The organism is Clostridium sp. 1001270J_160509_D11 (assembly GCF_015667935.1).
GTDB lineage: Bacteria > Bacillota > Clostridia > Peptostreptococcales > Peptostreptococcaceae > Intestinibacter.
In genome coordinates this window covers 1-20,474 of the sequence record NZ_JADPET010000039.1, presented here as the reverse complement: position 1 = coordinate 20,474, position 20,474 = coordinate 1, and the positions used below count along the sequence as shown (strand labels likewise).

The following is a 20,474-nucleotide window of genomic DNA, read 5'->3' as shown; positions in this document are numbered from 1 at the left end:
TTAGACAAGTACCACAAGCCACACAAGAACTTTTATCTACTATAGCTTTTTTCTTAATCTTTTTCATTTTATTCCTCTAAAAGTCTATCTATTATATCATTTAAATCTTCATCTGTATAATATTCTATCTCTATTTTTCCTTTTTTCTTACCAGAAGATATATTAACTTTAGTCCCTAAAGTATTCATTAATCTTTCTTCTATATCTTTAATGAATATATCTTTTTCTTTTAATTTATTTTTAATTTTTTTATCTTCTACTATATTTTTTACTATCTCTTCTGTCTTTCTTACTGATAGATTTTCATTTATTATTCTTTGTGCTAATTCAATCTGTTTCATTTCGTCACTAACCCTTAGTAACGCCTTTCCATGCCCTGGAGAAATTTTATTTAATTCTATGTATTTTTTAACTTCTTCAGACAAGTTCAATAATCTCATTGTATTAGTTATATATGGTCTACTTTTACCTACTAATTCTGCTATTTCTTCTTGTGTAGAATGATATTCTTCTATTAAATTTTTATATGCTTTTCCTTCTTCTATTATATTTAAATTTTCTCTTTGAAGATTTTCAACTAAGGCAATTTCCATTACTTCTTTAATAGGTATATTTTTTATTATTGCAGGTATTTCTTGTTTTTTTGCCATAATACTTGCTCTATATCTTCTTTCTCCAGCAATAATCATATATTTACCATCTTCGTCTTTTCTCAACACAATCGGTTGAAGTACGCCATGTTTTTTTATAGATTCACATAATGCGATTATTTTATCTTCATCAAAATGTATTCTCGGTTGAGTATTATTTGGATATATATCAGATATTTTTACATTTACAATTTGAGTTTGATTTTCATCAGTTAATAAATTTGCGTTTTTATTTAATTCTTGTTCTAACATTAAATTATATCCTCCTATAATTTTTAAGTAATTTAGATTATAAATTGTCTTTGTTTAAAAAAAAATTACTGCTATGCAGTAATTCTATTTTTTCGGGATTTTAACGACTACTTCCATATAATCTCCCTTATCTATTTCATTATATTTAGCTTCTATGCCGGTATTTAGTATAGCATCATAAGCCTGTTTTAATGTGTTAAGATATATCCTTATGCTCATTGAGCATTTAATATTTTGTTTTTTTTCTGTGTCTTCTTTTGCTTCTATATTATCCAAAATATCTTTTACAAGCTTTTCTGTCTTTTTAACAGTCAATTCATTTTTAATTATTTTTGATACAACTTGACTCATTAATTCCTCGTTAGGTAATTTAAGTAACGCACGTGCGTGTCTTTCTGTAAGTCCGTTTTAGACTAATGATTCTTTTATAGATTCTGGCAATTTCAATATTCTCAGCTTATTAGCAATTGTAGATTGATTTTTACCTAGTTTTTCAGCTAATTGTTGTTGAGTGAAATTATGCTCTTTTATTAAATTCTCATAGCCCAAAGCTTCTTCTATAAAATTTAAATCTTCTCTTTGCAGATTTTCCAATAATGCTAATACGGCTGATGTTTCATCAGATACTTCATGTACTATAGCAGGTATTGTTTTTAAGTTAGCCAGCTTTGCAGCTCTAAGTCTTCTCTCTCCTGCAACCAATTCAAACTTTTCATTTTTCTTTCTTACAGTAATCGGTTGTAATACTCCATAACTTTCAATTGAATTTTTTAACTCTTCTAATGACTTTTCAGAAAATACTCTTCTTGGTTGATATGGATTTGGGACTATTTCTTCTATCGGTATTTGTATAACTATTTTCTCTTCCATAACATACCTCTTTCATTTATAACTATTTTTTAGATTTAAACTGATTCCATTGTTATGATTTGATTAAACAATCTCCGTCTCTATTTATCAACTTTCTTTAAGAATATTATTCTTCATTTTATGTTGTAATCCTTTATATTTTTGGTCTTCAAAGCATTATATATTATTTTATAGGATTTTTAGTAACTTTTCCTGCTTTTCTAGGATACTTACTTGGTGTATTTTTAACTTTTTTAAATACTAATATATTATGATCTAAATCTATTTCTGGTAGTTTTATATCTATTTTTTCGATATATTCTAAACCTAATGCTTCCATAGCTTTTTTAGATTCTTCTAATTCTAAATTAGCATTTGGTCCTTTTAGACAAACAAAGTATCCGCCTACTTTTACAAATGGAACACAAAACTCCATAAGTGCAGGTAATCCAGCTACAGCTCTAGCTGTTGCTATATCAAAACATTCTCTATATTCTTCACTTTTACCGAAATCTTCAGCTCTTCCATGAATAAATTCTATATCATCTATATCTAATTGATTTGCTACTTCTTGTAAGAAGTTAATTCTTTTATTTAAAGAATCAAGTAATGTTACTTTTAATTCTGGTAAACAGATTCTTAGAGGCATTCCTGGGAATCCTGCTCCTGTTCCAACATCAATTAAAGACATTCCATTTTTTATATAACCTTTTGTAACAGCAGATACAGAATCTAAGAAATGTTTTATGAAAACCTCCTTTTCATCTTCTATTCCTGTTAGGTTCATTTTTTGATTCCATTCAACTAATATCTCTTTATACTTTTGGAAATCAGCTAGCATTTTATCGCTAGCCTCTATTCCAAAGTCTTCTATACCTTGTCTTAGTATTTCTATATTACTCATTATTTCCACCTCTTGTTCTTCTCATTTGTTCAAGATAGATAAGTAATACAGATATATCAGCAGGAGAAACTCCTGATATTCTAGATGCTTGACCTATTGATAATGGTTTTATATCATTAAGTTTTTGTCTTGCTTCTATTCTAAGACCTTCTATTGTTGAATAATCTATATCTTCTGGTAGTTTTTTCTTTTCTAATTTTTTAAATTGATCTATTTGTTTTAATTGTTTATCTATATATCCTTCATACTTAGACATTATCACACATTGTTCTTTTACATCATAAGGAACTTCTTCTGATGCACCTTTACCTATTTGTTCTAATAAGTCATAAGTTACTTCTGGTCTTTTTAAGAAGTCATATAAAGATAAACCTACTTTTATTTCTGATGCACCTTTTTGTGCTAATAATTCGTTTACTTCTTTTGGTGTAACTCTTTCAGTTTTTAATCTTTCTAATTCAGCTTCTACTAATGCTTTTTTAGCTAAGAATCTATCATATCTTTCTTGGCTTGCAAGACCTATTTCATATCCTTTTTCAGTAAGTCTCATATCAGCATTATCTTGTCTTAAGTAAAGTCTATATTCTGCTCTTGATGTCATCATTCTATAAGGTTCATTAGTTCCTTTAGTTATTAAGTCGTCTATTAGAACACCTATATATGCTTCTGATCTATCTAATATAAATGGTTCTTTTCCTTGTATTTTTCTTGCTGCATTTATACCAGCCATAAGTCCTTGAGCTGCTGCTTCTTCATATCCTGATGTACCATTAAATTGTCCTGCACTAAATAAGTTTTCTGTAACTTTTATTTCTAGTGAAGCTTTTAATTGTGTTGGATTTAAGCAATCATATTCTATTGCATATGCAGGTCTCATTATTTTACAGTTTTCAAGACCTTTCATACTTCTATACATTTGAAGTTGTACTTCATATGGTAAACTTGTAGATATACCTTGAATATACATTTCTTTTGTATCTAAACCTTCTGGCTCGATAAATGTTTGATGTGATTCTTTATCGTTGAATCTAACAACTTTATCTTCTATTGATGGACAGTATCTTGGCCCTGTACTGTTTATTTTTCCACTATACATAGCTGATCTGTTTATGTTGTCCATTATAACTTTATGTGTATCTAAGTTAGTTCTTGCTAAGTAACAAGATACTTGGTCTATTTTTAAATCATCACTCATAAATGAGAATGGAGTTACTTTTTCATCACCTTCTTGAGGTACCATTTCTGAGAAATCTATACTATCTCTGTGGATTCTTGCTGGTGTACCAGTTTTGAATCTTCTCATATCTAATCCTAAATCAACTAATTTATCAGTTAATCTTTCTGCATAACCTAATCCATTAGGTCCTTCGTTTAATGTTACTTCACCTATATAAATTAATGAATTTAAGTAAACTCCAGTTGCTAATATAACTGCTTTAGAATGATATTTACATCCCATTCTAGTTATAACACCTTTTATTACGTTTCCGTCATTAATTAAATCAACAACCTCATCCATTACTATTTCTAGATTTGGTTCATTTTCTAGAGTTTTTTTCATTTCTGTATGATATTTAAATTTATCTGCTTGTGCTCTTAGTGAGTGTACTGCCGGTCCTTTTGCAGTATTTAACATTCTACTTTGTATAAAAGTTTTATCTATGTTAATTCCCATTTCTCCACCTAGGGCATCTACTTCTTTAACTAATTGTCCTTTTCCTGTTCCACCTATTGATGGGTTACAAGGCATCATTCCTATTGAATCTAGTGTTAATGTAACCATTAATGTTTTACATCCCATTCTAGCTGAAGCTAATGCAGCTTCACATCCTGCATGTCCTGCACCAACTACGATTACATCATAATTTCCTGCATCAAATGTTATCATTATTGCTCCTTTCTAAAAATGTTCCACGGGGAACATTTCTATTTCACATAGTTTATTACACATCTATAAATTATAAACTTATAGTATTTAAAATCAACAAGATATAAATATATTTTTTAGATTTGTTTTCCTGTCTATAAATAATTTATATCTTGTTTTAAAATATTAATTGTTATTTTCCTATACAGAAGTTGCTGAAGATTGTATCTAGTAAATCTTCTTGTACTGTATCTCCATTTATATATCCTAAGTAGTCCCAAATATTTTTAAAATCTACTTCTATGAAATCATATGGTAATCTTTGATCTATTCCAGCTATAGCATCATTTATTGAGTTATAAGCTTTAAATAATGCATCTTTATGTCTTGAGTTTGTTATAACAACACTTGAAGAACTCTTAACATCTCCGGCAAATACCATCGCCTCTATTTTATCATGTATTTTCTCAATTCCTTCATTTTTAAGTGCTGAAATTTTTATTATATTCTCTTTTCCTACAATTTCTTCAATTACAGTTTGGTCTATAGCTTGTTCTAAGTCTATTTTATTTAATAATACTATTGTCTTTTTACTTCTAGCATTTTCTAGTATTTCTAAATCTTCATCAGTTAATGGTTTTGATGAATCTAAAACTATTATAACTAAATCTGCTGAATCTATAGATTCTTTAGATTTTTGAACACCTATTTTTTCAACTATATCTTCTGTTTCTCTTATACCTGCAGTATCTACTATTTTTAGTGGAATACCTTTGATGTTTACGAACTCTTCTATAACATCTCTTGTAGTCCCTGCTATTTCTGTTACGATAGCTCTATTTTCTCCTAAGATAGAGTTTAATAATGATGATTTACCTACGTTTGGTTTACCGATTATTACTGTTTTTAGTCCATCTCTAAGAATTTTACCGCTCTCAGCTGAATCATATAACTTTTTAATTTCATCTCTTAATGCTAAAGATTTGTCTTCTATTTCTTTATAAGTAACATCTTCTACATCTTCATCAGAGAAATCTATAGAAACTTCTAATTGTGCCAGAACTTCTGTAACATTATTTCTAAGACTTCTTATTTTTTTAGCTAAAGCTCCTTCTAAGTGATTTTGAGCAACTTCTTGTGCTTTATCTGTTTTTGATTTTATTACATCTATAACAGCTTCAGCTTGAGATAAATCTATTCTTCCGTTTAAAAATGCTCTCTTTGTAAATTCACCAGCTTCTGCTAATCTAACATCTTTAGTTAATATTAGTTCTAATATTTTTTTAACTGAAATAAATCCACCGTGGCAATTTATTTCTATTACGTCTTCACCTGTGTATGAGTTAGGTCCTTTCATATAAGCTACTAAAACTTCATCTATTCTTTTTTCTCCATCAAATATATTTCCATATATTAATGTTCTAAGATTATATTCACTTATTTTTTTACCCGATACTGATTTAAATATTTCTTCTGCAACTGGTAATGAGTTGCTTCCGCTTATTCTTATTATTCCTATACCACCTTCACCTGGGGCAGTGGCAATAGCTGCTATTGTATCATCTATAAACAAAATTATCACCTCTTAAATTTCTAATTATATTTTCTATTTAAATTTTACAATCTCTATTTTAACATTTTTAACTCAAACTCAATTGAATATTATATCAACACTTATTAACATTTTATACCTAATTTAAAAATTCTATAAATATCTAGTAAAAATATTTTAAAAAATACTACTTAAAAAGAAAACCCCCTATATCTTAGGAGGTTTTCAAATTATCTTTTATACTCTATTACTAATCTTCTATATGGATCTGTTCCTTCACTGTAAGTAATTACATACTTATCATTTTGAAGTGCTGAGTGAACTATTCTTCTCTCATATGGATTCATATAGTCTAATTTTTTAGTTTTTTTAGTTTTAGCTACTTCTCTAGCTACTTTGTTAGCATATCTAATTAAAGATTGTTCTCTTTTTTCTCTGTAGTTTTCTATATCTACTAGTACTCTACAGTGAGAATCTTTATTTATTTTATTAAGAGCTAAACCAGTTAAGAATTGAACAGCATCTAAAGTTTCACCACGTCTACCTATTAGACATGTTGCTTCTTTTCCTTTGATATTAATTTTTATTAAATTATCTTCTTGAGTAGCTATTACATCAGCATTTACTTTTGCATTATGTAACATTGTTTCTATAAACTCTTTTGCTATATCAATTTCTTTTATTTCTATTTGTTTTTCAATTAAAGTTATTTTATAAAGTCCATCTTTAGCTCCTATAAAACCTAAGAATCCTTTACTTGGTTCTTCAATAACTTCAACTTTTATATCTTCGATATCTTCTTTATCTACATTTAATTGCTCAATTGCTTTTTGTATTGCTTCTTCTTGTGACTTACTTCTTAGTTCCAGACTTTTTTGATTGTCTGTTTGATTGTTCTTTTTTGTTTGATTTTCTATCGCTTGATTTTTCATCTTTAACTACTTCCTCCTCAGAGTTAGCCATCTTAGCTTTTAAAGGACTTGTTACTAAATAGTATTGTGCTATTGAGAATATATTACTCATTGTCCAATAAAGTGCAAGACCCGCTTCATACGTATATCCCCACCAGAAAGACATAGCTGTCATTACTATCGTCATCGATTTCATCATTTGAGCTTGAGACTCATCAGTTGTTGCCATAGATTTTTGCATGAAGTAAGCACTTATACCAGATAGTATACCTAAACTTAAGTTATGCGTTTGTGATACACTTGAAATCCATAAGAATCCGTGGTTAGCAGCATGATATGCCGCTTCATTAGGAAACACCCCATATGAAACAGGATTTCTTAATAGTGCAAATAACCCCATTAATATTGGTAATTGTATAAACATCGGCAAGCATCCTGCCATAGGATTTATTTTTGCATCCTTGCAAAGCTTCATTATTTCTTCTTGTTGTTTTTCTGGCTTATTCTTATATTTTTCTTGAATTTCCTTTATTTTAGGTTGAATATCTTGCGTTGCCTTAGTTGACTTGATTTGTTTTACCATTAAAGGCAGAAGACATAATCTAACTAATATAGTGAATATGATTATTGACCAAGCATAGTCATTAACTATATTTACTATAAAGCTAAGTATAATACCTAAAAAATTCCCTATTGCGTCTAACAATTCGTATACCTCCCGAAATATTATTTTAGAGGATCATAGCCCCCTGGATGGAATGGGTGGCATTTTAGTATTCTCTTTATTGTGAGAAACATGCCCTTTATCACTCCATATTTTTTAAATGCTTCTATTGCATATTGAGAGCATGTTGGATAAAATCTACAAGTAGGTCCTTTCAATGGAGATATATATTTTTGATAAAATCTTATTAAGTAAATACATACTTTCGATAAATAAACGTTTATTTCCTTCAATTTATAAACTATTTTATTCAACAAATTTGAACCTCCATAATTTAGAAACAATTATCTATTAAATAATTTAAACTTATTTACGAGATGCTTCATAGATTTATTAACTTCGTTGTATTGCACGTCGTTTATTGCAACTCTAGCAATAAAAACTATATCGTATCCAGATTTTATTTTGCCATCAACATCTAATCTAAATGATTCTCTTATTTTTCTTTTAACCTTGTTGCGAACAATCGCTTTTCCTACCTTTTTAGAAACTGATATGCCCACTCGATTATATTCTAAATTGTTTCGCATTATATACATTACTAAGTATCTATTTGCAAAAGATTTACCGTGTTTATAAACTCGTCTAAAATCAGAGTCTTTTCTCAAACGTTCAGTTTCATTAAAATACATCTTAGTTAATCCTCCATAAACACAGCTTCATTGTTTTCTTCATTTTTAAATTTAAAAAAATTACGCAAAAAGGCCACTTTCTTAAGCGGCCTTTTTAAATTAATGAGTTAATCTATTTCTTCCTTTAGATCTTCTTCTTTTTAACACGTTTCTTCCGTTAGAAGTTTTCATTCTTTTTCTAAATCCGTGTTCTTTTTTTCTTTGTCTTTTTTTTGGCTGATAAGTTCTTTTCATTCTTTGCACCGCCTTTCAAATTTTTTTCCATTTATAAAAATAATAATTTTACTTTCAAAGTAAACATAACACATATTATTATAAATGCTTTTAATTAGGTTGTCAACGAGTTTTTGAGCTTATTAAACATATTAAAACGGTTAAATTTTTTATAAAAATTACACATAATGCAAAAATATATTCACATTATTATCAACATATATGTGCATATCTTAACAGATTAATTTCAAAATAATTTATTCATTTTTTTAGCCCTTGGTCTTAACCTACTACAATTTGATTTTAAGTTCATCTACATATTCTATTTTATCCACAACTATCCACATTTATCTGTTGAAAATGTGACTTCTTTTTATATTTCTTCATTATTACAATATAAACATTTAAAAATTTTTTATACCTTTTTTATATTTTCTCTAAAATACCTCCTTTATATTAACTAAAAATAAACTAATTCACATTTTCCACAAATTTATACTCTTAATCCATCAAATTTTGCCTTTTTATTTTTTTATTTAATTTGTAAAATTGGCTCTTGCTTTTAGCCTGCAAATAATATATTTTTTTATATGCACATTTGATTCACACTATGTTAATTAAATTATCCACATCCCTGTTTATTTGTGGATAATTTAATTTAGTCATATTGTAATTTGGAAAATTTTTTGATATTATTAAGGTGCATGTTAATACTGTGGATAAAGTTATTAAGCAATTCACAACATGTGGATATTCTTGTGTATAACTAGCACTTTTATTGACAATATTATTACTATTCATTGAAATTACAATACTTAATAATCTTAATAACTTTATCCACAGCTTGTTAATAATTATATATATTAAATACGTACGCACACATTATCCACAAGTTATCCACCGATTGTTGTTAGTAACTATATTAGAATTCTAACTTTGTCATTTTTTAAGCTTTTTGTGGATATTTCTGTGGAAAAACTAATAATTTGTTGGAGGTTTAAATATGGACATCGTTTCATTATGGAAAAAAACATTGCAACTTATAAAAGGTGAAGTTGCATCTGCTAGCTTTGAAACATTTTTTAAAAACACTGTACCTATTGAAACAAATTCGAATGAGTTGACATTACTTGCACCTACTGAATTTGCAGAAGATATATTAAGAACTAGATATTTAAATTTGATAGAAAGTTGCTTAAGCCAACTTACTTCAAACAAATTTGAAATTAAAATTATTTCTGATAGTAACGAAGTTGAACAAAATCCTTTAAAAACTTCAAATAATAATAATATTATTAACAACAATAGTAACAATAATATTATTAGAAATTACCCTAGACTAAATCCTAAATACACATTTGATACATTCGTAATAGGAAATAGTAATAGATTTGCTCATGCTGCCTGTGTTGCAGTTGCTGAATCACCAGCAAGAGCATATAATCCACTATTCTTATATGGTGGTGTTGGACTTGGAAAAACTCACTTAATGCATGCGATCGGACACTCTATTATGAAAGAGCAAAATGATGCAAAAGTTGTTTATGTATCATCTGAAAAATTTACAAATGAACTTATAAATTCAATAAAAAGCGATAAAAACGAGGAATTTAGGGATAAATATAGAAATGTTGATATACTGCTTATAGACGATATTCAATTTATAGCAGGTAAAGAAGGTACTCAAGAAGAGTTCTTCCACACATTCAATGCTTTACATGAAGCAAATAAACAAATAATTATTTCTAGTGATAGACCTCCAAAAGAGATACCTACATTAGAAGACAGGTTAAGATCTCGTTTCGAAATGGGATTAATCGCAGATATTCAACCACCTGATTTTGAAACAAGAATAGCTATATTAAAAACAAAAGCTCAAATAGAAAATATAGATATTCCTAATGAAGTAATGAATTATATAGCTACATATATAAAATCAAATATAAGAGAGTTAGAAGGCGCTCTAACAAGAGTTGTAGCTTATTCATCACTTATCAACAAAGATATATCTTACGACTTAGCTGTTGAAGCTTTAAAAGACATTGTAACAACATCAGAAAGCCAAGAGATATCTGTAAATAGAATAAAAGAAAAAGTTTCTACTGCATTTGGAATCAAAATGGATGACTTTAATTCTAAGAAAAGAACAAGAACAATAGCTTATCCACGCCAAATAGCAATGTATTTAAGTAGGGAGCTTACAGACTTATCGTTACCTAAGATAGGAAACGAATTTGGAGGAAGAGACCATACTACAGTTATACACGCTCATGACAAAATTTCAAAAGATCTTGAGCTTGAAAAAAATAGTGAATTAAAAGAGAAAATAAGTAAAATAATAGCAGAATTAAAAGGGTAAAGTTATACACAGTTTACCTGTGAATACTTGTGGATAAACCTGTGAATAGATGTGTATATAATTTTTGGCAAAAAGTTATCCATAATCTTTCCACAAAGTTATCAATAGGTTTTTGCATAGTTATACACATTTTGTACACATGCTGCAATCATTGATATCAGTATTCTACAAGTACTTATACACATTATCAACAACACCTACTACTAATACTACTATCATTATTATTAATTATTTTATTAAAAAGCAACAAGGAGGTTATCCACATTGAAGATAATTTGTAATCAAAAACTATTAGCTAATAAAATTGGAATTGTGCAAAAGGCTATTAATTCAAAAACAACTTTAGACTTACTAAAAGGTGTTTTAATAGTTACGAAACAAGATGAAATAGTCTTAAAGGGATATGATTTAGAAATAGGAATAGAAACTCATGTTTCAGCAGAAGTAATTGAAGAAGGAAGTATAGTAATAAATTCAAAACTATTTGGGGATATAATAAGAAAATTACCAGATTCATTTGTAGAAATAGAAACAGATGAAGATAACAATGTTTATATAAATTGTTTAAACTCAAAATTCAAAATAAAAGGGGATTCAGCAAAAGAATATCCACAAATTCCAGATGTTAATGAGGATAAGTTATATAGCATACCTCAAGACGTACTAAAAAGTATGATAAAACAAACAGTATTTGCAACATCACAAGATCAAACTAAGCCAATACTTATGGGAGAGCTTTTAGAAATAGAAAATGGAAATATAAACTTAGTTGCAATAGATGGTTATAGATTTGCGGTTAGAAGTTGTCAAGTGGATAACTTAAGCCATGAAGATATAAAAGCTAAGATAATTATCCCAGGGAAAACACTAATTGATGTGAATAGTTTATTATCTTCAGAAGAAGATGTTAAAGTTGGATTCAATGAAAAAAATGCTATTTTCATATTGGATGAAACTAAAATAGTAACAAGACTTCTAGATGGAGAATTCATAGACTATAACAAGTTATGCCCAAGGGAGTATAATTCAAAAATAAAATTAAAAACAAGAGATTTATTAAACAGTATAGAAAGGGCATCTTTACTTTCTCAATCTGAACTTAATAATCTTATAAAATTATCTATAAGAGATTCTGTGATGGCTATAACTTCAAACAACGAAAAAGGTAATGTTTATGAAGAAGTGGCATTATCACTAGAAGGTGATTATTTAGATATAGCATTTAACTCAAGATATTTATTAGAGGGACTTAAAAATATAGATTGTGAAGAAATATTTATAGAATTCACAACAAATGTGAATCCTTGTATAATTAAGCCAGCTGATGGAACAAAATATACATACTTACTTTTACCAGTAAGAATATCTTCTAATAATTAATCCACTAAATAATCCACAACTGTTAATAAATGTTAATATATTACAGAAAAGGAATACATAAAAAAAACTCGTCTAAAAATAAATAGTACGAGTTTTTTTTAGTTATGATATAATAAGTTATTAGATTAAAAATTGTAGGAGGGTAAGTTATGCTTGAATTGAAAATAGAATCAGAATATATAAAATTAGATCAATTTCTAAAACTTGCTGATATTGCATCAACAGGTGGACATGCAAAATACCTTATTCAAGAGGGCGTTGTAAAAGTAAATGGTGAAGTTGAAACAAGAAGAGGTAAAAAATTAGTACCTGGAGATGTTGTTGAAGTAGAAGGAAATCAAATAACACTAACAAAGTAAGTTAGTACTCTAAGGAGAGTATTCTTATGCGATTAAATAGCTTACAACTAATAAATTTTAGAAATTATGATAATTTACATTTAAATTTTGAGAAAAACATAAATTTACTCGTTGGAAAAAATGGACAAGGAAAAACTAACATTGTAGAAGCTATATACATGCTATCATTTGGAAAATCATTTAGAACCAATAAAGACAAGGAAGTCATAAAATTCGGAAGTGAAAACCTATATATCGGTGGAAATTATTTAAAAAACTCTTCAAAAGGTTTAATTGAAGTTGCAATTGGAAAGAATAAAAAGGGAATAAAAGTTAATAAGATTCATATTCAAAAAATTCAAGAATTGCTGGGGAACTTAAATGTCGTAATTTTTTCTCCAGAGGACCTTAAGTTAGTTAAGGACGGTCCTAGAGAGAGAAGATCATTTATTGACAAAGAAATTAGCCAAATCATGCCTAAATATTATAATTATCTAGTTAATTATAATAAAATATTGATTCAGAGAAATAAAACTTTAAAAAGTAAGATGGTAGATGCTAATCTATTGTCTGTGTATGATGAGAACCTGGCTAATTATGGTGCCTATATTTACATTTTGAGAAGAGATTTTATAAAAAAAATAGCTAAAATATCTAATGAAATGCACAAGAAATTAACAGGTAACAATGAGGAATTGTTGATAACTTATAAAAATCAGATAAATTTATCTGATGAGGATACCGTTATAGATGCAAAAAATAAGCTATTAAAAAAATTAGAATCAAATAGACAACACGATATAGAAACTAGAATGACTAAGTACGGAATTCATAAAGATGACCTAAACATTTTTATAAATGATTTAGATGTTAAATTATACGGTTCTCAAGGTCAACAGAGAACAGCATCTATTTCGTTAAAATTATCTGAGATAGAACTAATAAGACAAGAAGTGAACGAAAATCCAGTTCTAATTTTAGACGATGTTTTTAGCGAATTAGACGAAACTAGACAAAAATTATTAGTCAAAAATTTAGGCGAAGTCCAAATGTTTATAACTAGTGCGGAACTAGCACATAAGAGAATTTTTGATGAGAGTGATACAGCAATTTTTTATATAGATAAAGGAAAAGTTACAAATATTGAGGATGGAGGTAATTAGATGAAACAAGAATATGGTGCAAATCAGATTCAGGTACTAGAAGGTTTAGAAGCAGTTAGATTAAGACCAGGTATGTACATTGGATCTACAGGACCAAGAGGTTTACACCACTTAGTATATGAGATTGTGGATAACAGTATCGATGAGGCATTACAAGGATACTGTGATAGAATATATGTCTGCATTAACGAAGATGGTAGTGTAACAACTAAGGATGATGGTAGGGGTATACCTGTAGAAACACATCCTAAAACAGGTAAATCTACACTTGAAACAGTATTAACAATACTACATGCCGGTGGTAAATTCGGTGGTGGAGGTTACAAGGTATCTGGTGGTCTTCACGGTGTTGGTATATCTGTTGTTAATGGACTTTCAGAATGGTTAGTTGCTGAAGTTTACAGAAATGGAAAGATATACAGACAAAGTTATAAAAAAGGTATAACAGATTCAGAATTAGAGATAGTAGGTGAATCTGATCATACAGGAACAATAATTCAATTTATGCCTGATGCTACAATATTCGATGATATAGTATTTGACTACAAAACACTAGAAAGTAGATTAAGAGAGTTAGCATTCTTAAACAAAGGTGTAAGAATAGTATTTGAAGATAAGAGACCTGGACAAGAACAGAAAAAAGAATTCTTATACAATGGTGGTATAAGAGAGTTCGTAGAATACCTAAATAGCACTAAAACTCCTATACATGAAAACGTAGTTTACATAGATAAAAAAATACAAGACTGTATGGTTGAAATTGCTATCCAATACACAGATGGATATTCTGAAAATATATTATCATTTGCGAACAATATAGATACTCATGAAGGTGGAGCCCATTTAGCTGGGTTTAAATCTGCGTTAACAAAGACAGTAAACGAGTATGCTAAAAGAAATAAATTATTAAAAGAAAGCGATGCAAACTTATCAGGTGAAGACATAAGAGAAGGTCTTACAGCAGTTGTATCTGTTAAATTACCAGACCCTCAATTCGAAGGACAAACTAAAACTAAATTAGGTAACACTAGAATGAGAGGTATAGTTGATGCAGTAACTGTTGAAGAACTTGGTGCATTCTTAGAAGAAAATCCACAAACAGCAAGAGTAATTGTGGATAAAGCATTAAGAGCTCAAAGAGCTAGAGAAGCTGCAAAGAGAGCTAGAGAATTAACAAGAAGAAAAACTGTACTTGAAAGTACTTCTTTACCAGGTAAATTAGCAGACTGTGCAGAAAAAGACCCTGCAAAAAGTGAAATATTCTTAGTCGAAGGGGATTCTGCCGGTGGTTCAGCAAAACAAGGTAGAGATAGATATACACAAGCTATATTACCACTTAGAGGTAAAATACTTAACGTTGAAAAATCTAGATTAGATAGAATATTATCATCAGAAGAAATCAAAAACATGATAACTGCTTACGGTTGTGGTGTTGGAAATGATTTTGATTTAGAAAAAGCTAGATATCACAAAATAGTAATAATGACCGATGCCGATGTCGATGGTGCACACATCAGAACATTATTATTAACATTCTTCTTTAGATATATGAGACCACTTATAGATAATGGTTATGTTTATATAGCACAACCACCTCTATACAAAGTTAAAAAACAAAAGAAAGAATACTATGTTTATTCAGATAAAGAATTAGAAACTTTATTAGAAGAAATAGGTAAGAGTGGAATTGAGCTTCAAAGATATAAAGGTCTTGGGGAAATGAACCCAGAACAATTATGGGAAACAACAATGAACCCAGAAACAAGAACTTTACTTCAAGTAACAATAGATGATGCTACAGAAGCAGATAGAATATTCTCTATGTTAATGGGAGATAAAGTTGGACCAAGAAAAGAATTTATAGAAGAAAATGCTGAATTCGTTAAGAACTTAGATATTTAATGAGGAAGGAGAATAAACATGGAAGAAAATAATAGAATAATTCCTGCCGAAATTTCGAAAGAAATGAAGGATTCATATATAGACTATGCCATGAGTGTTATCGCTGGTAGAGCACTTCCAGACGTAAGAGATGGTTTAAAACCAGTTCATAGAAGAATACTTTACTCTATGAATGAGTTAAACTTAACTCCAGATAAACCATATAGAAAATCTGCCCGTATAGTTGGGGACGTTTTAGGGAAGTACCATCCACATGGCGATAGTGCAGTATACCTAGCAATGGTTAGAATGGCACAAGATTTCTCAACTAGAGGACTTTTAGTTGATGGACATGGTAACTTCGGTTCTGTAGATGGTGACTCACCAGCCGCAATGCGTTATACAGAAGCAAAAATGAGTAAGTTATCATTAGAATTATTAAGAGATATAGACAAAGAAACTGTAGATTTCGGACCAAACTTTGACGAATCTTTAAAAGAACCTACTGTATTACCAGCTAGATTCCCTAACTTACTTGTAAACGGATCAAATGGTATAGCTGTAGGTATGGCAACATCTATACCACCACACAACTTAGGTGAAACAATAGATGCTACAGTACATCTTATTGATAACCCAGATTGTTCAGTTGATGAATTAATGGAATATATACAAGGTCCAGATTTCCCAACTGGTGCAATAATAATGGGTAAAGATAGTATAGCTGAAGCTTATAAAACTGGTAGAGGTAAAGTTAAAGTTAGATCTAGAGCAGAAATAGAAGAGCTTCCTAAAGGAAAACAACAAATAGTTGTAACAGAAATTCCTTACCAAGTTAATAAAGCTAAATTAGTTGAAAGAATAGCTGAATTAGTTAAAGATAAAAAAATCGAAGGAATATCAGACTTAAGAGACGAAAGTAACAGAAATGGTATGAGAATCGTTATAGAGTTAAAGAGAGATGTAAATGCTAACATAGTATTAAACAACTTATACAAACATTCTCAACTTGAAGATACATTCAGTATAATAATGCTTTCTCTAGTAAACGGTGTTCCAAGAATATTAAACTTAAAACAAATATTATACTACTATGTTGAACATCAAAAAGATGTAGTAACAAGAAGAACTAAATTCGAATTAAACAAAGCTCAAGCAAGAGCACATATATTAGAAGGTTTAAAAATAGCCTTAGATTACATAGATGAAGTTATAAGCTTAATCAGATCTTCTGCAAATACACAAATGGCTAAGAGTGGATTAATGGAAAGATTCAAATTAAGTGATATACAAGCTCAAGCTATCTTAGATATGAGACTTCAAAAGTTAACAGGGCTAGAAAGAGAAAAAGTAGAAGCTGAATACAACGAATTAATGAAAAAGATAGAATACTTAGAATCAATACTTGCAGATGAGCAATTATTACTAGGTGTTATAAAAGACGAAATCTTAGAAATTAAAAAGAAACATTCAGATGCTAGAAGAACAGAAATAAGACATGCTGAAGGTGAAATAGATATAAAAGATTTAATAGATGATGAGGAAATAACTATAACATTAACTCATTTCGGATATATCAAGAGATTACCTTTAGATACTTATAAGAGTCAAAGAAGAGGTGGAAGAGGAATATCTGCTCTTACTGTTAGAGAAGAAGACTTCGTAAAACACCTTATAACTACAAGAACTCACAATAGATTATTATTCTTTACTAATAGAGGTAGAGTATTTAGATTAGATGCATTTGAAGTTCCAGAAGGGAAGAGACAAGCAAAAGGAACTGCAATAGTAAACTTACTTCAATTAGGACCAAATGAAAAAATAGCAACATTAATTGAAGTTGATACAACAACAAATGATGATTCTTACTTATTATTAGCCACTAAAAAAGGTATAGTTAAGAAAACTAAGAGATCTGAATTCAAAAATATCAACAAATCAGGCTTAATTGCTATTGGATTAAGAGATGACGATGAATTAATAGATGTAAAAACTACTAACGGAGAAAAAGATGTATTACTTGTAACATCAAAAGGTATGTCAATTAGATTTGATGAAAAAGACATAAGACCAATGGGTAGAACTGCTATGGGTGTTAAAGGTATAACTTTATCTGAAGACGACAGAGTAGTATCTATGAGTTTATCTGATGAAGGTGAAGACTTATTAGTTGTAAGCCAAAATGGTTATGGAAAAAGAACAGACATAGATGAATATAGAAGCCAAATAAGAGCAGGTAAAGGAATTAAAACTTACAACATGTCTGAAAAGACAGGTGAAATAGTTGGAGCAACAATGGTAAACAATGAAGACGAATTGATGCTTATAAATTCTGATGGAGTTCTTATTAGATTAAGAGTTGATGATATATCTGTATTCGGAAGAGTTACTAGTGGTGTTAAACTTATGAAAACAGATGATGAAGTTAACGTAGTTTCAATAGCTAAAATAAATACAGATGAGGAAGAATAGGGTAACACCTATTCTTTTTCTATATTACATACATTGATTAATATTGTGGACAAAATATATTATTTGTGGATAGTTAAAAATTGCAATTTTGCATATTATAATAAGAGATTTAAGAAATGTCCAAGAAATAACTTTAAAAGCATTTTTTAATAAACTTTTTTGGTATTTTGAATAAATAATATATAATCAATCCACAATGTAATATATAATATAAATATATTTAAAGGTGAAAGGAGCTAGATGATATGAGTAAAAAAAGAGGAAGAACTTTAACATTAGGAGTAATAATAGGATTTTTTATTGGATTATTTTTAGCACCTAAGAAAGGCAAAGAATTAAGAAGAGATGCCAAAGAAAAGATAGACACAATAAAAGAAAATCCCAAAGATGTTCTACATGAAACATTTGCAGATGTAAAACAAAAAGTGTCTAAAATAAAAGATGACTTATCTGAAGAAAAAATGGAAATCAAAGAAGAAGACATAGTAGTCAGCAGACGTTTTGATGAAGAAGGAGAGAATAAATAATGAATGCAATTGGTTGGCAAATTGGGGCAGTTTTATTTGGTGTTGCGATATTAATAATAGCTATATACATAGCTAAAACACTAAATACAGCTACAAAAACAATTGATAGAGTTAATAAAATAATTGATTACAATGAAAAAAACTTAAATCAAATAATAGATAATGCAGCCGATATAACAAATGATGTAAGAAGTATATTAGATGTGGTTGAAAAAGTAACTGGTTTCTTCAAGGTTTTAAGAATATTTAAAAAATAATTGGAATAGTGCAGGAGGTTTGTAAATGTCTATAGATATAAAATTAAAAAATGATACAGATGCTGATTTCTGGGAAGTATTAGTAGCAGGAGAATTAGATGTATCTACAGCAGACGAATTTAAAGAGTATTTACATAAATTAATTGATAAAGGTATAAAAAACATAAGACTTAATTTAGAAAATCTAGATTATATTGATTCAACTGGATTAGGTGTTATTATAGGAATACTAAAAAGAATAAAAGTTGAAAATAAAGAAATATATATAAAATCACCAAGAGATAATGTTAAAAAGATTTTTTCTATAACAGGACTTGATAAAATATTTAAAATGGAGGGATAGAATTGAATTTTGAAACTATAAAAATGGAAATTGCTTCTAACCCACAATATGTAAGCGTTATAAGATTAACTACATCAGGGATAGCTAATAAAATAGGATTTTGTTTAGAAGATATCGAAGATATAAAAGTAGCTGTATCAGAAGCTTGTACAAATGCTATAAAACATAGTTTAGACAATAAATTTTCTGTAGAATATACAATATTTGAAAATGGATTAACTATTACAATAATAGATAGTGGCAAAGGATATGATGTTGATTCGATAGATGTGCCTAATTTAGAAGAACCTAAAGAAAGCGGACTTGGGTTATTTATAATACAAAGTTTAATGGATGAAGTAGAGATCAAATCTAATATAAATTATGGAACAGTTATAAAAATGACAAAATATTTAGGAGTTGATAATTAATGAAAGATATGTCATCTGTTACCAACTATCTAGATATGGATAATAAAGAATTATTTAATATTTACAGTCAAGATAAAAGTAATAAAGAAGTTAGAGATATATTAATCGAGAGAAATCTTTATTTAGTTAATATATTAGCTAAAAAATATATAAATAAAGGGGTTGAATTTGAAGACTTATACCAAGTAGGTTCATTAGCTCTTATATATGCTATAGAACGTTACGATATGTCAAAAGGTTATGAGTTTTCAAGTTTTGCAACGCCAACTATTATAGGAGAAATAAAAAAATACTTTAGGGATAAAGTCTGGACTATGAGAGTTCCAAGAAGAGTTCAAGAATTAAATAAAAAAGTAAACGAAGCAAAACTTTTATTAGAACAACAAAATAAGAAAAAACCTAAAGTAAAAGAAATTGCAGAATATATAGGATGCAGAGAAGAAGAAGTATTAGAAGCTTTAGAAGCATCATATGGATATCAGCCTGTTTCATTAGATTCTCCTATAAATGGTGATTCTGAAGATACGGAAGTAACTTTAATTGACAAGATAGGTGGACAAGAAGATAGTTTTTCTAATATAGAATATAAAGATTTTATAGAAAAATTTGTGAATAAATTGAATGAATTAGAAAGAAATATATTCGAGGGAAGATTTTTCAAAGAAAAAACTCAGTCTACTCTAGCAAAAGAACTAGAAATATCGCAAATGACTATTTCTAGAATTGAAAGAAAAGTAGTGCAGAAATTACGAAAAGAATACGAAAAATAAAATTATAAAGATTTTTATAA

At 28.7% G+C, this 20,474-nt stretch carries 20 protein-coding genes and 1 pseudogene; 11 read left to right on the top strand and 10 right to left on the bottom strand.

What is annotated here, in order from left to right; all coding sequences use genetic code 11:
• Positions 1-68: 68 nt before the first annotated feature.
• The 10 genes and pseudogenes from I4U58_RS05685 to rpmH all read right to left on the bottom strand — a co-directional run bounded on the left by I4U58_RS05685 (position 69) and on the right by rpmH (position 8,575).
• Complete coding sequence (locus I4U58_RS05685) at positions 69-902, bottom strand: ParB/RepB/Spo0J family partition protein (protein WP_195930065.1); 834 nt, start codon at positions 900-902, stop codon at positions 69-71.
• An 84-nt stretch (positions 903-986) separates the two neighbouring features.
• Positions 987-1,772: pseudogene (gene noc, locus I4U58_RS05680) on the bottom strand (nucleoid occlusion protein).
• A gap of 163 nt (positions 1,773-1,935) precedes the next feature.
• Positions 1,936-2,655, bottom strand: coding sequence for a 16S rRNA (guanine(527)-N(7))-methyltransferase RsmG (gene rsmG, locus I4U58_RS05675; RefSeq protein ID WP_195930064.1), 720 nt, complete (start codon positions 2,653-2,655; stop codon positions 1,936-1,938).
• On the bottom strand, positions 2,648-4,540 hold the full coding sequence (gene mnmG / locus I4U58_RS05670) for a tRNA uridine-5-carboxymethylaminomethyl(34) synthesis enzyme MnmG (protein ID WP_195930067.1): 1,893 nt from the start codon (positions 4,538-4,540) through the stop codon (positions 2,648-2,650). Before mnmG ends, rsmG begins: the two co-directional genes overlap by 8 nt.
• A 175-nt stretch (positions 4,541-4,715) precedes the next feature.
• The gene (gene mnmE / locus I4U58_RS05665; protein WP_195930063.1) at positions 4,716-6,095 is read right to left on the bottom strand and encodes a tRNA uridine-5-carboxymethylaminomethyl(34) synthesis GTPase MnmE; all 1,380 of its coding nucleotides are present in this window, start codon (positions 6,093-6,095) and stop codon (positions 4,716-4,718) included.
• Positions 6,096-6,304: 209 nt separating this feature from the next.
• Positions 6,305-7,006, bottom strand: coding sequence for an RNA-binding cell elongation regulator Jag/EloR (gene jag, locus I4U58_RS05660; RefSeq protein WP_195930062.1), 702 nt, complete (start codon positions 7,004-7,006; stop codon positions 6,305-6,307).
• Entirely contained in the window at positions 6,927-7,691 is a 765-nt protein-coding gene (locus I4U58_RS05655) for a YidC/Oxa1 family membrane protein insertase (protein ID WP_195930061.1), read from the bottom strand. Before I4U58_RS05655 ends, jag begins: the two co-directional genes overlap by 80 nt.
• Positions 7,692-7,711: 20 nt before the next feature.
• Positions 7,712-7,933, bottom strand: a complete 222-nt coding sequence (gene yidD / locus I4U58_RS05650; RefSeq protein ID WP_330593195.1) for a membrane protein insertion efficiency factor YidD — start codon at positions 7,931-7,933, stop codon at positions 7,712-7,714.
• Positions 7,934-7,993: 60 nt separating this feature from the next.
• On the bottom strand, positions 7,994-8,341 hold the full coding sequence (gene rnpA / locus I4U58_RS05645) for a ribonuclease P protein component (RefSeq protein ID WP_195930060.1): 348 nt from the start codon (positions 8,339-8,341) through the stop codon (positions 7,994-7,996).
• A 99-nt stretch (positions 8,342-8,440) separates the two neighbouring features.
• A complete protein-coding gene (gene rpmH / locus I4U58_RS05640) occupies positions 8,441-8,575 on the bottom strand; it encodes a 50S ribosomal protein L34 (protein ID WP_039679955.1) in 135 nt (44 codons plus the stop codon).
• A 982-nt stretch (positions 8,576-9,557) separates the two neighbouring features.
• Here rpmH and dnaA point away from each other — a divergent pair.
• The 11 genes from dnaA to I4U58_RS05585 all read left to right on the top strand — a co-directional run bounded on the left by dnaA (position 9,558) and on the right by I4U58_RS05585 (position 20,454).
• Positions 9,558-10,913, top strand: coding sequence for a chromosomal replication initiator protein DnaA (gene dnaA, locus I4U58_RS05635; RefSeq protein ID WP_195930059.1), 1,356 nt, complete (start codon positions 9,558-9,560; stop codon positions 10,911-10,913).
• Positions 10,914-11,177: 264 nt separating this feature from the next.
• Positions 11,178-12,293, top strand: a complete 1,116-nt coding sequence (gene dnaN, locus I4U58_RS05630) for a DNA polymerase III subunit beta (protein ID WP_195930058.1) — start codon at positions 11,178-11,180, stop codon at positions 12,291-12,293.
• 149 nt (positions 12,294-12,442) lie between these two features.
• Positions 12,443-12,652 (top strand): S4 domain-containing protein YaaA, encoded by a 210-nt coding sequence (gene yaaA, locus I4U58_RS05625; protein WP_195930057.1) that lies wholly within the window; start codon positions 12,443-12,445, stop codon positions 12,650-12,652.
• A 26-nt stretch (positions 12,653-12,678) separates the two neighbouring features.
• Positions 12,679-13,794 carry a DNA replication/repair protein RecF gene (gene recF, locus I4U58_RS05620; protein WP_195930056.1) on the top strand — a complete coding sequence of 372 codons (1,116 nt, stop codon included), beginning with the start codon at positions 12,679-12,681 and terminating at the stop codon, positions 13,792-13,794.
• Positions 13,795-15,696 (top strand): DNA topoisomerase (ATP-hydrolyzing) subunit B, encoded by a 1,902-nt coding sequence (gene gyrB, locus I4U58_RS05615; protein WP_195930055.1) that lies wholly within the window; start codon positions 13,795-13,797, stop codon positions 15,694-15,696.
• An 18-nt stretch (positions 15,697-15,714) separates the two neighbouring features.
• Positions 15,715-18,147 carry a DNA gyrase subunit A gene (gyrA, locus tag I4U58_RS05610; protein ID WP_195930054.1) on the top strand — a complete coding sequence of 811 codons (2,433 nt, stop codon included), beginning with the start codon at positions 15,715-15,717 and terminating at the stop codon, positions 18,145-18,147.
• Between the two features lie 245 nt (positions 18,148-18,392).
• On the top strand, positions 18,393-18,674 hold the full coding sequence (locus I4U58_RS05605) for a YtxH domain-containing protein (RefSeq protein ID WP_195930053.1): 282 nt from the start codon (positions 18,393-18,395) through the stop codon (positions 18,672-18,674).
• Positions 18,674-18,931, top strand: a complete 258-nt coding sequence (locus I4U58_RS05600) for a DUF948 domain-containing protein (protein ID WP_195930052.1) — start codon at positions 18,674-18,676, stop codon at positions 18,929-18,931. The genes I4U58_RS05605 and I4U58_RS05600 overlap by 1 nt, the downstream gene beginning before the upstream one ends.
• Before the next feature lie 25 nt (positions 18,932-18,956).
• The gene (locus tag I4U58_RS05595) at positions 18,957-19,274 is read left to right on the top strand and encodes an STAS domain-containing protein (protein WP_195930051.1); all 318 of its coding nucleotides are present in this window, start codon (positions 18,957-18,959) and stop codon (positions 19,272-19,274) included.
• A gap of 2 nt (positions 19,275-19,276) precedes the next feature.
• Entirely contained in the window at positions 19,277-19,684 is a 408-nt protein-coding gene (locus I4U58_RS05590) for an ATP-binding protein (RefSeq protein ID WP_330593193.1), read from the top strand.
• Positions 19,684-20,454 (top strand): SigB/SigF/SigG family RNA polymerase sigma factor, encoded by a 771-nt coding sequence (locus tag I4U58_RS05585; RefSeq protein WP_195930050.1) that lies wholly within the window; start codon positions 19,684-19,686, stop codon positions 20,452-20,454. Before I4U58_RS05590 ends, I4U58_RS05585 begins: the two co-directional genes overlap by 1 nt.
• Positions 20,455-20,474 lie beyond the last annotated feature (20 nt).

Excerpts from the sequence above, each read along its gene's own strand:
- I4U58_RS05685 (WP_195930065.1), bottom strand. The coding sequence starts at position 902 with ATGTTAGAACAAGAATTAAATAAAAACGCAAATTTATTAACTGATGAA.
- rsmG (WP_195930064.1), bottom strand. The coding sequence starts at position 2,655 with ATGAGTAATATAGAAATACTAAGACAAGGTATAGAAGACTTTGGAATA.
- jag (WP_195930062.1), bottom strand. The coding sequence starts at position 7,006 with ATGAAAAATCAAGCGATAGAAAATCAAACAAAAAAGAACAATCAAACA.
- rnpA (WP_195930060.1), bottom strand. The coding sequence starts at position 8,341 with ATGTATTTTAATGAAACTGAACGTTTGAGAAAAGACTCTGATTTTAGA.
- rpmH (WP_039679955.1), bottom strand. The coding sequence starts at position 8,575 with ATGAAAAGAACTTATCAGCCAAAAAAAAGACAAAGAAAAAAAGAACAC.
- dnaA (WP_195930059.1), top strand. The coding sequence starts at position 9,558 with ATGGACATCGTTTCATTATGGAAAAAAACATTGCAACTTATAAAAGGT.
- yaaA (WP_195930057.1), top strand. The coding sequence starts at position 12,443 with ATGCTTGAATTGAAAATAGAATCAGAATATATAAAATTAGATCAATTT.
- recF (WP_195930056.1), top strand. The coding sequence starts at position 12,679 with ATGCGATTAAATAGCTTACAACTAATAAATTTTAGAAATTATGATAAT.
- gyrB (WP_195930055.1), top strand. The coding sequence starts at position 13,795 with ATGAAACAAGAATATGGTGCAAATCAGATTCAGGTACTAGAAGGTTTA.
- gyrA (WP_195930054.1), top strand. The coding sequence starts at position 15,715 with ATGGAAGAAAATAATAGAATAATTCCTGCCGAAATTTCGAAAGAAATG.
- I4U58_RS05605 (WP_195930053.1), top strand. The coding sequence starts at position 18,393 with ATGAGTAAAAAAAGAGGAAGAACTTTAACATTAGGAGTAATAATAGGA.
- I4U58_RS05600 (WP_195930052.1), top strand. The coding sequence starts at position 18,674 with ATGAATGCAATTGGTTGGCAAATTGGGGCAGTTTTATTTGGTGTTGCG.
- I4U58_RS05595 (WP_195930051.1), top strand. The coding sequence starts at position 18,957 with ATGTCTATAGATATAAAATTAAAAAATGATACAGATGCTGATTTCTGG.
- I4U58_RS05585 (WP_195930050.1), top strand. The coding sequence starts at position 19,684 with ATGAAAGATATGTCATCTGTTACCAACTATCTAGATATGGATAATAAA.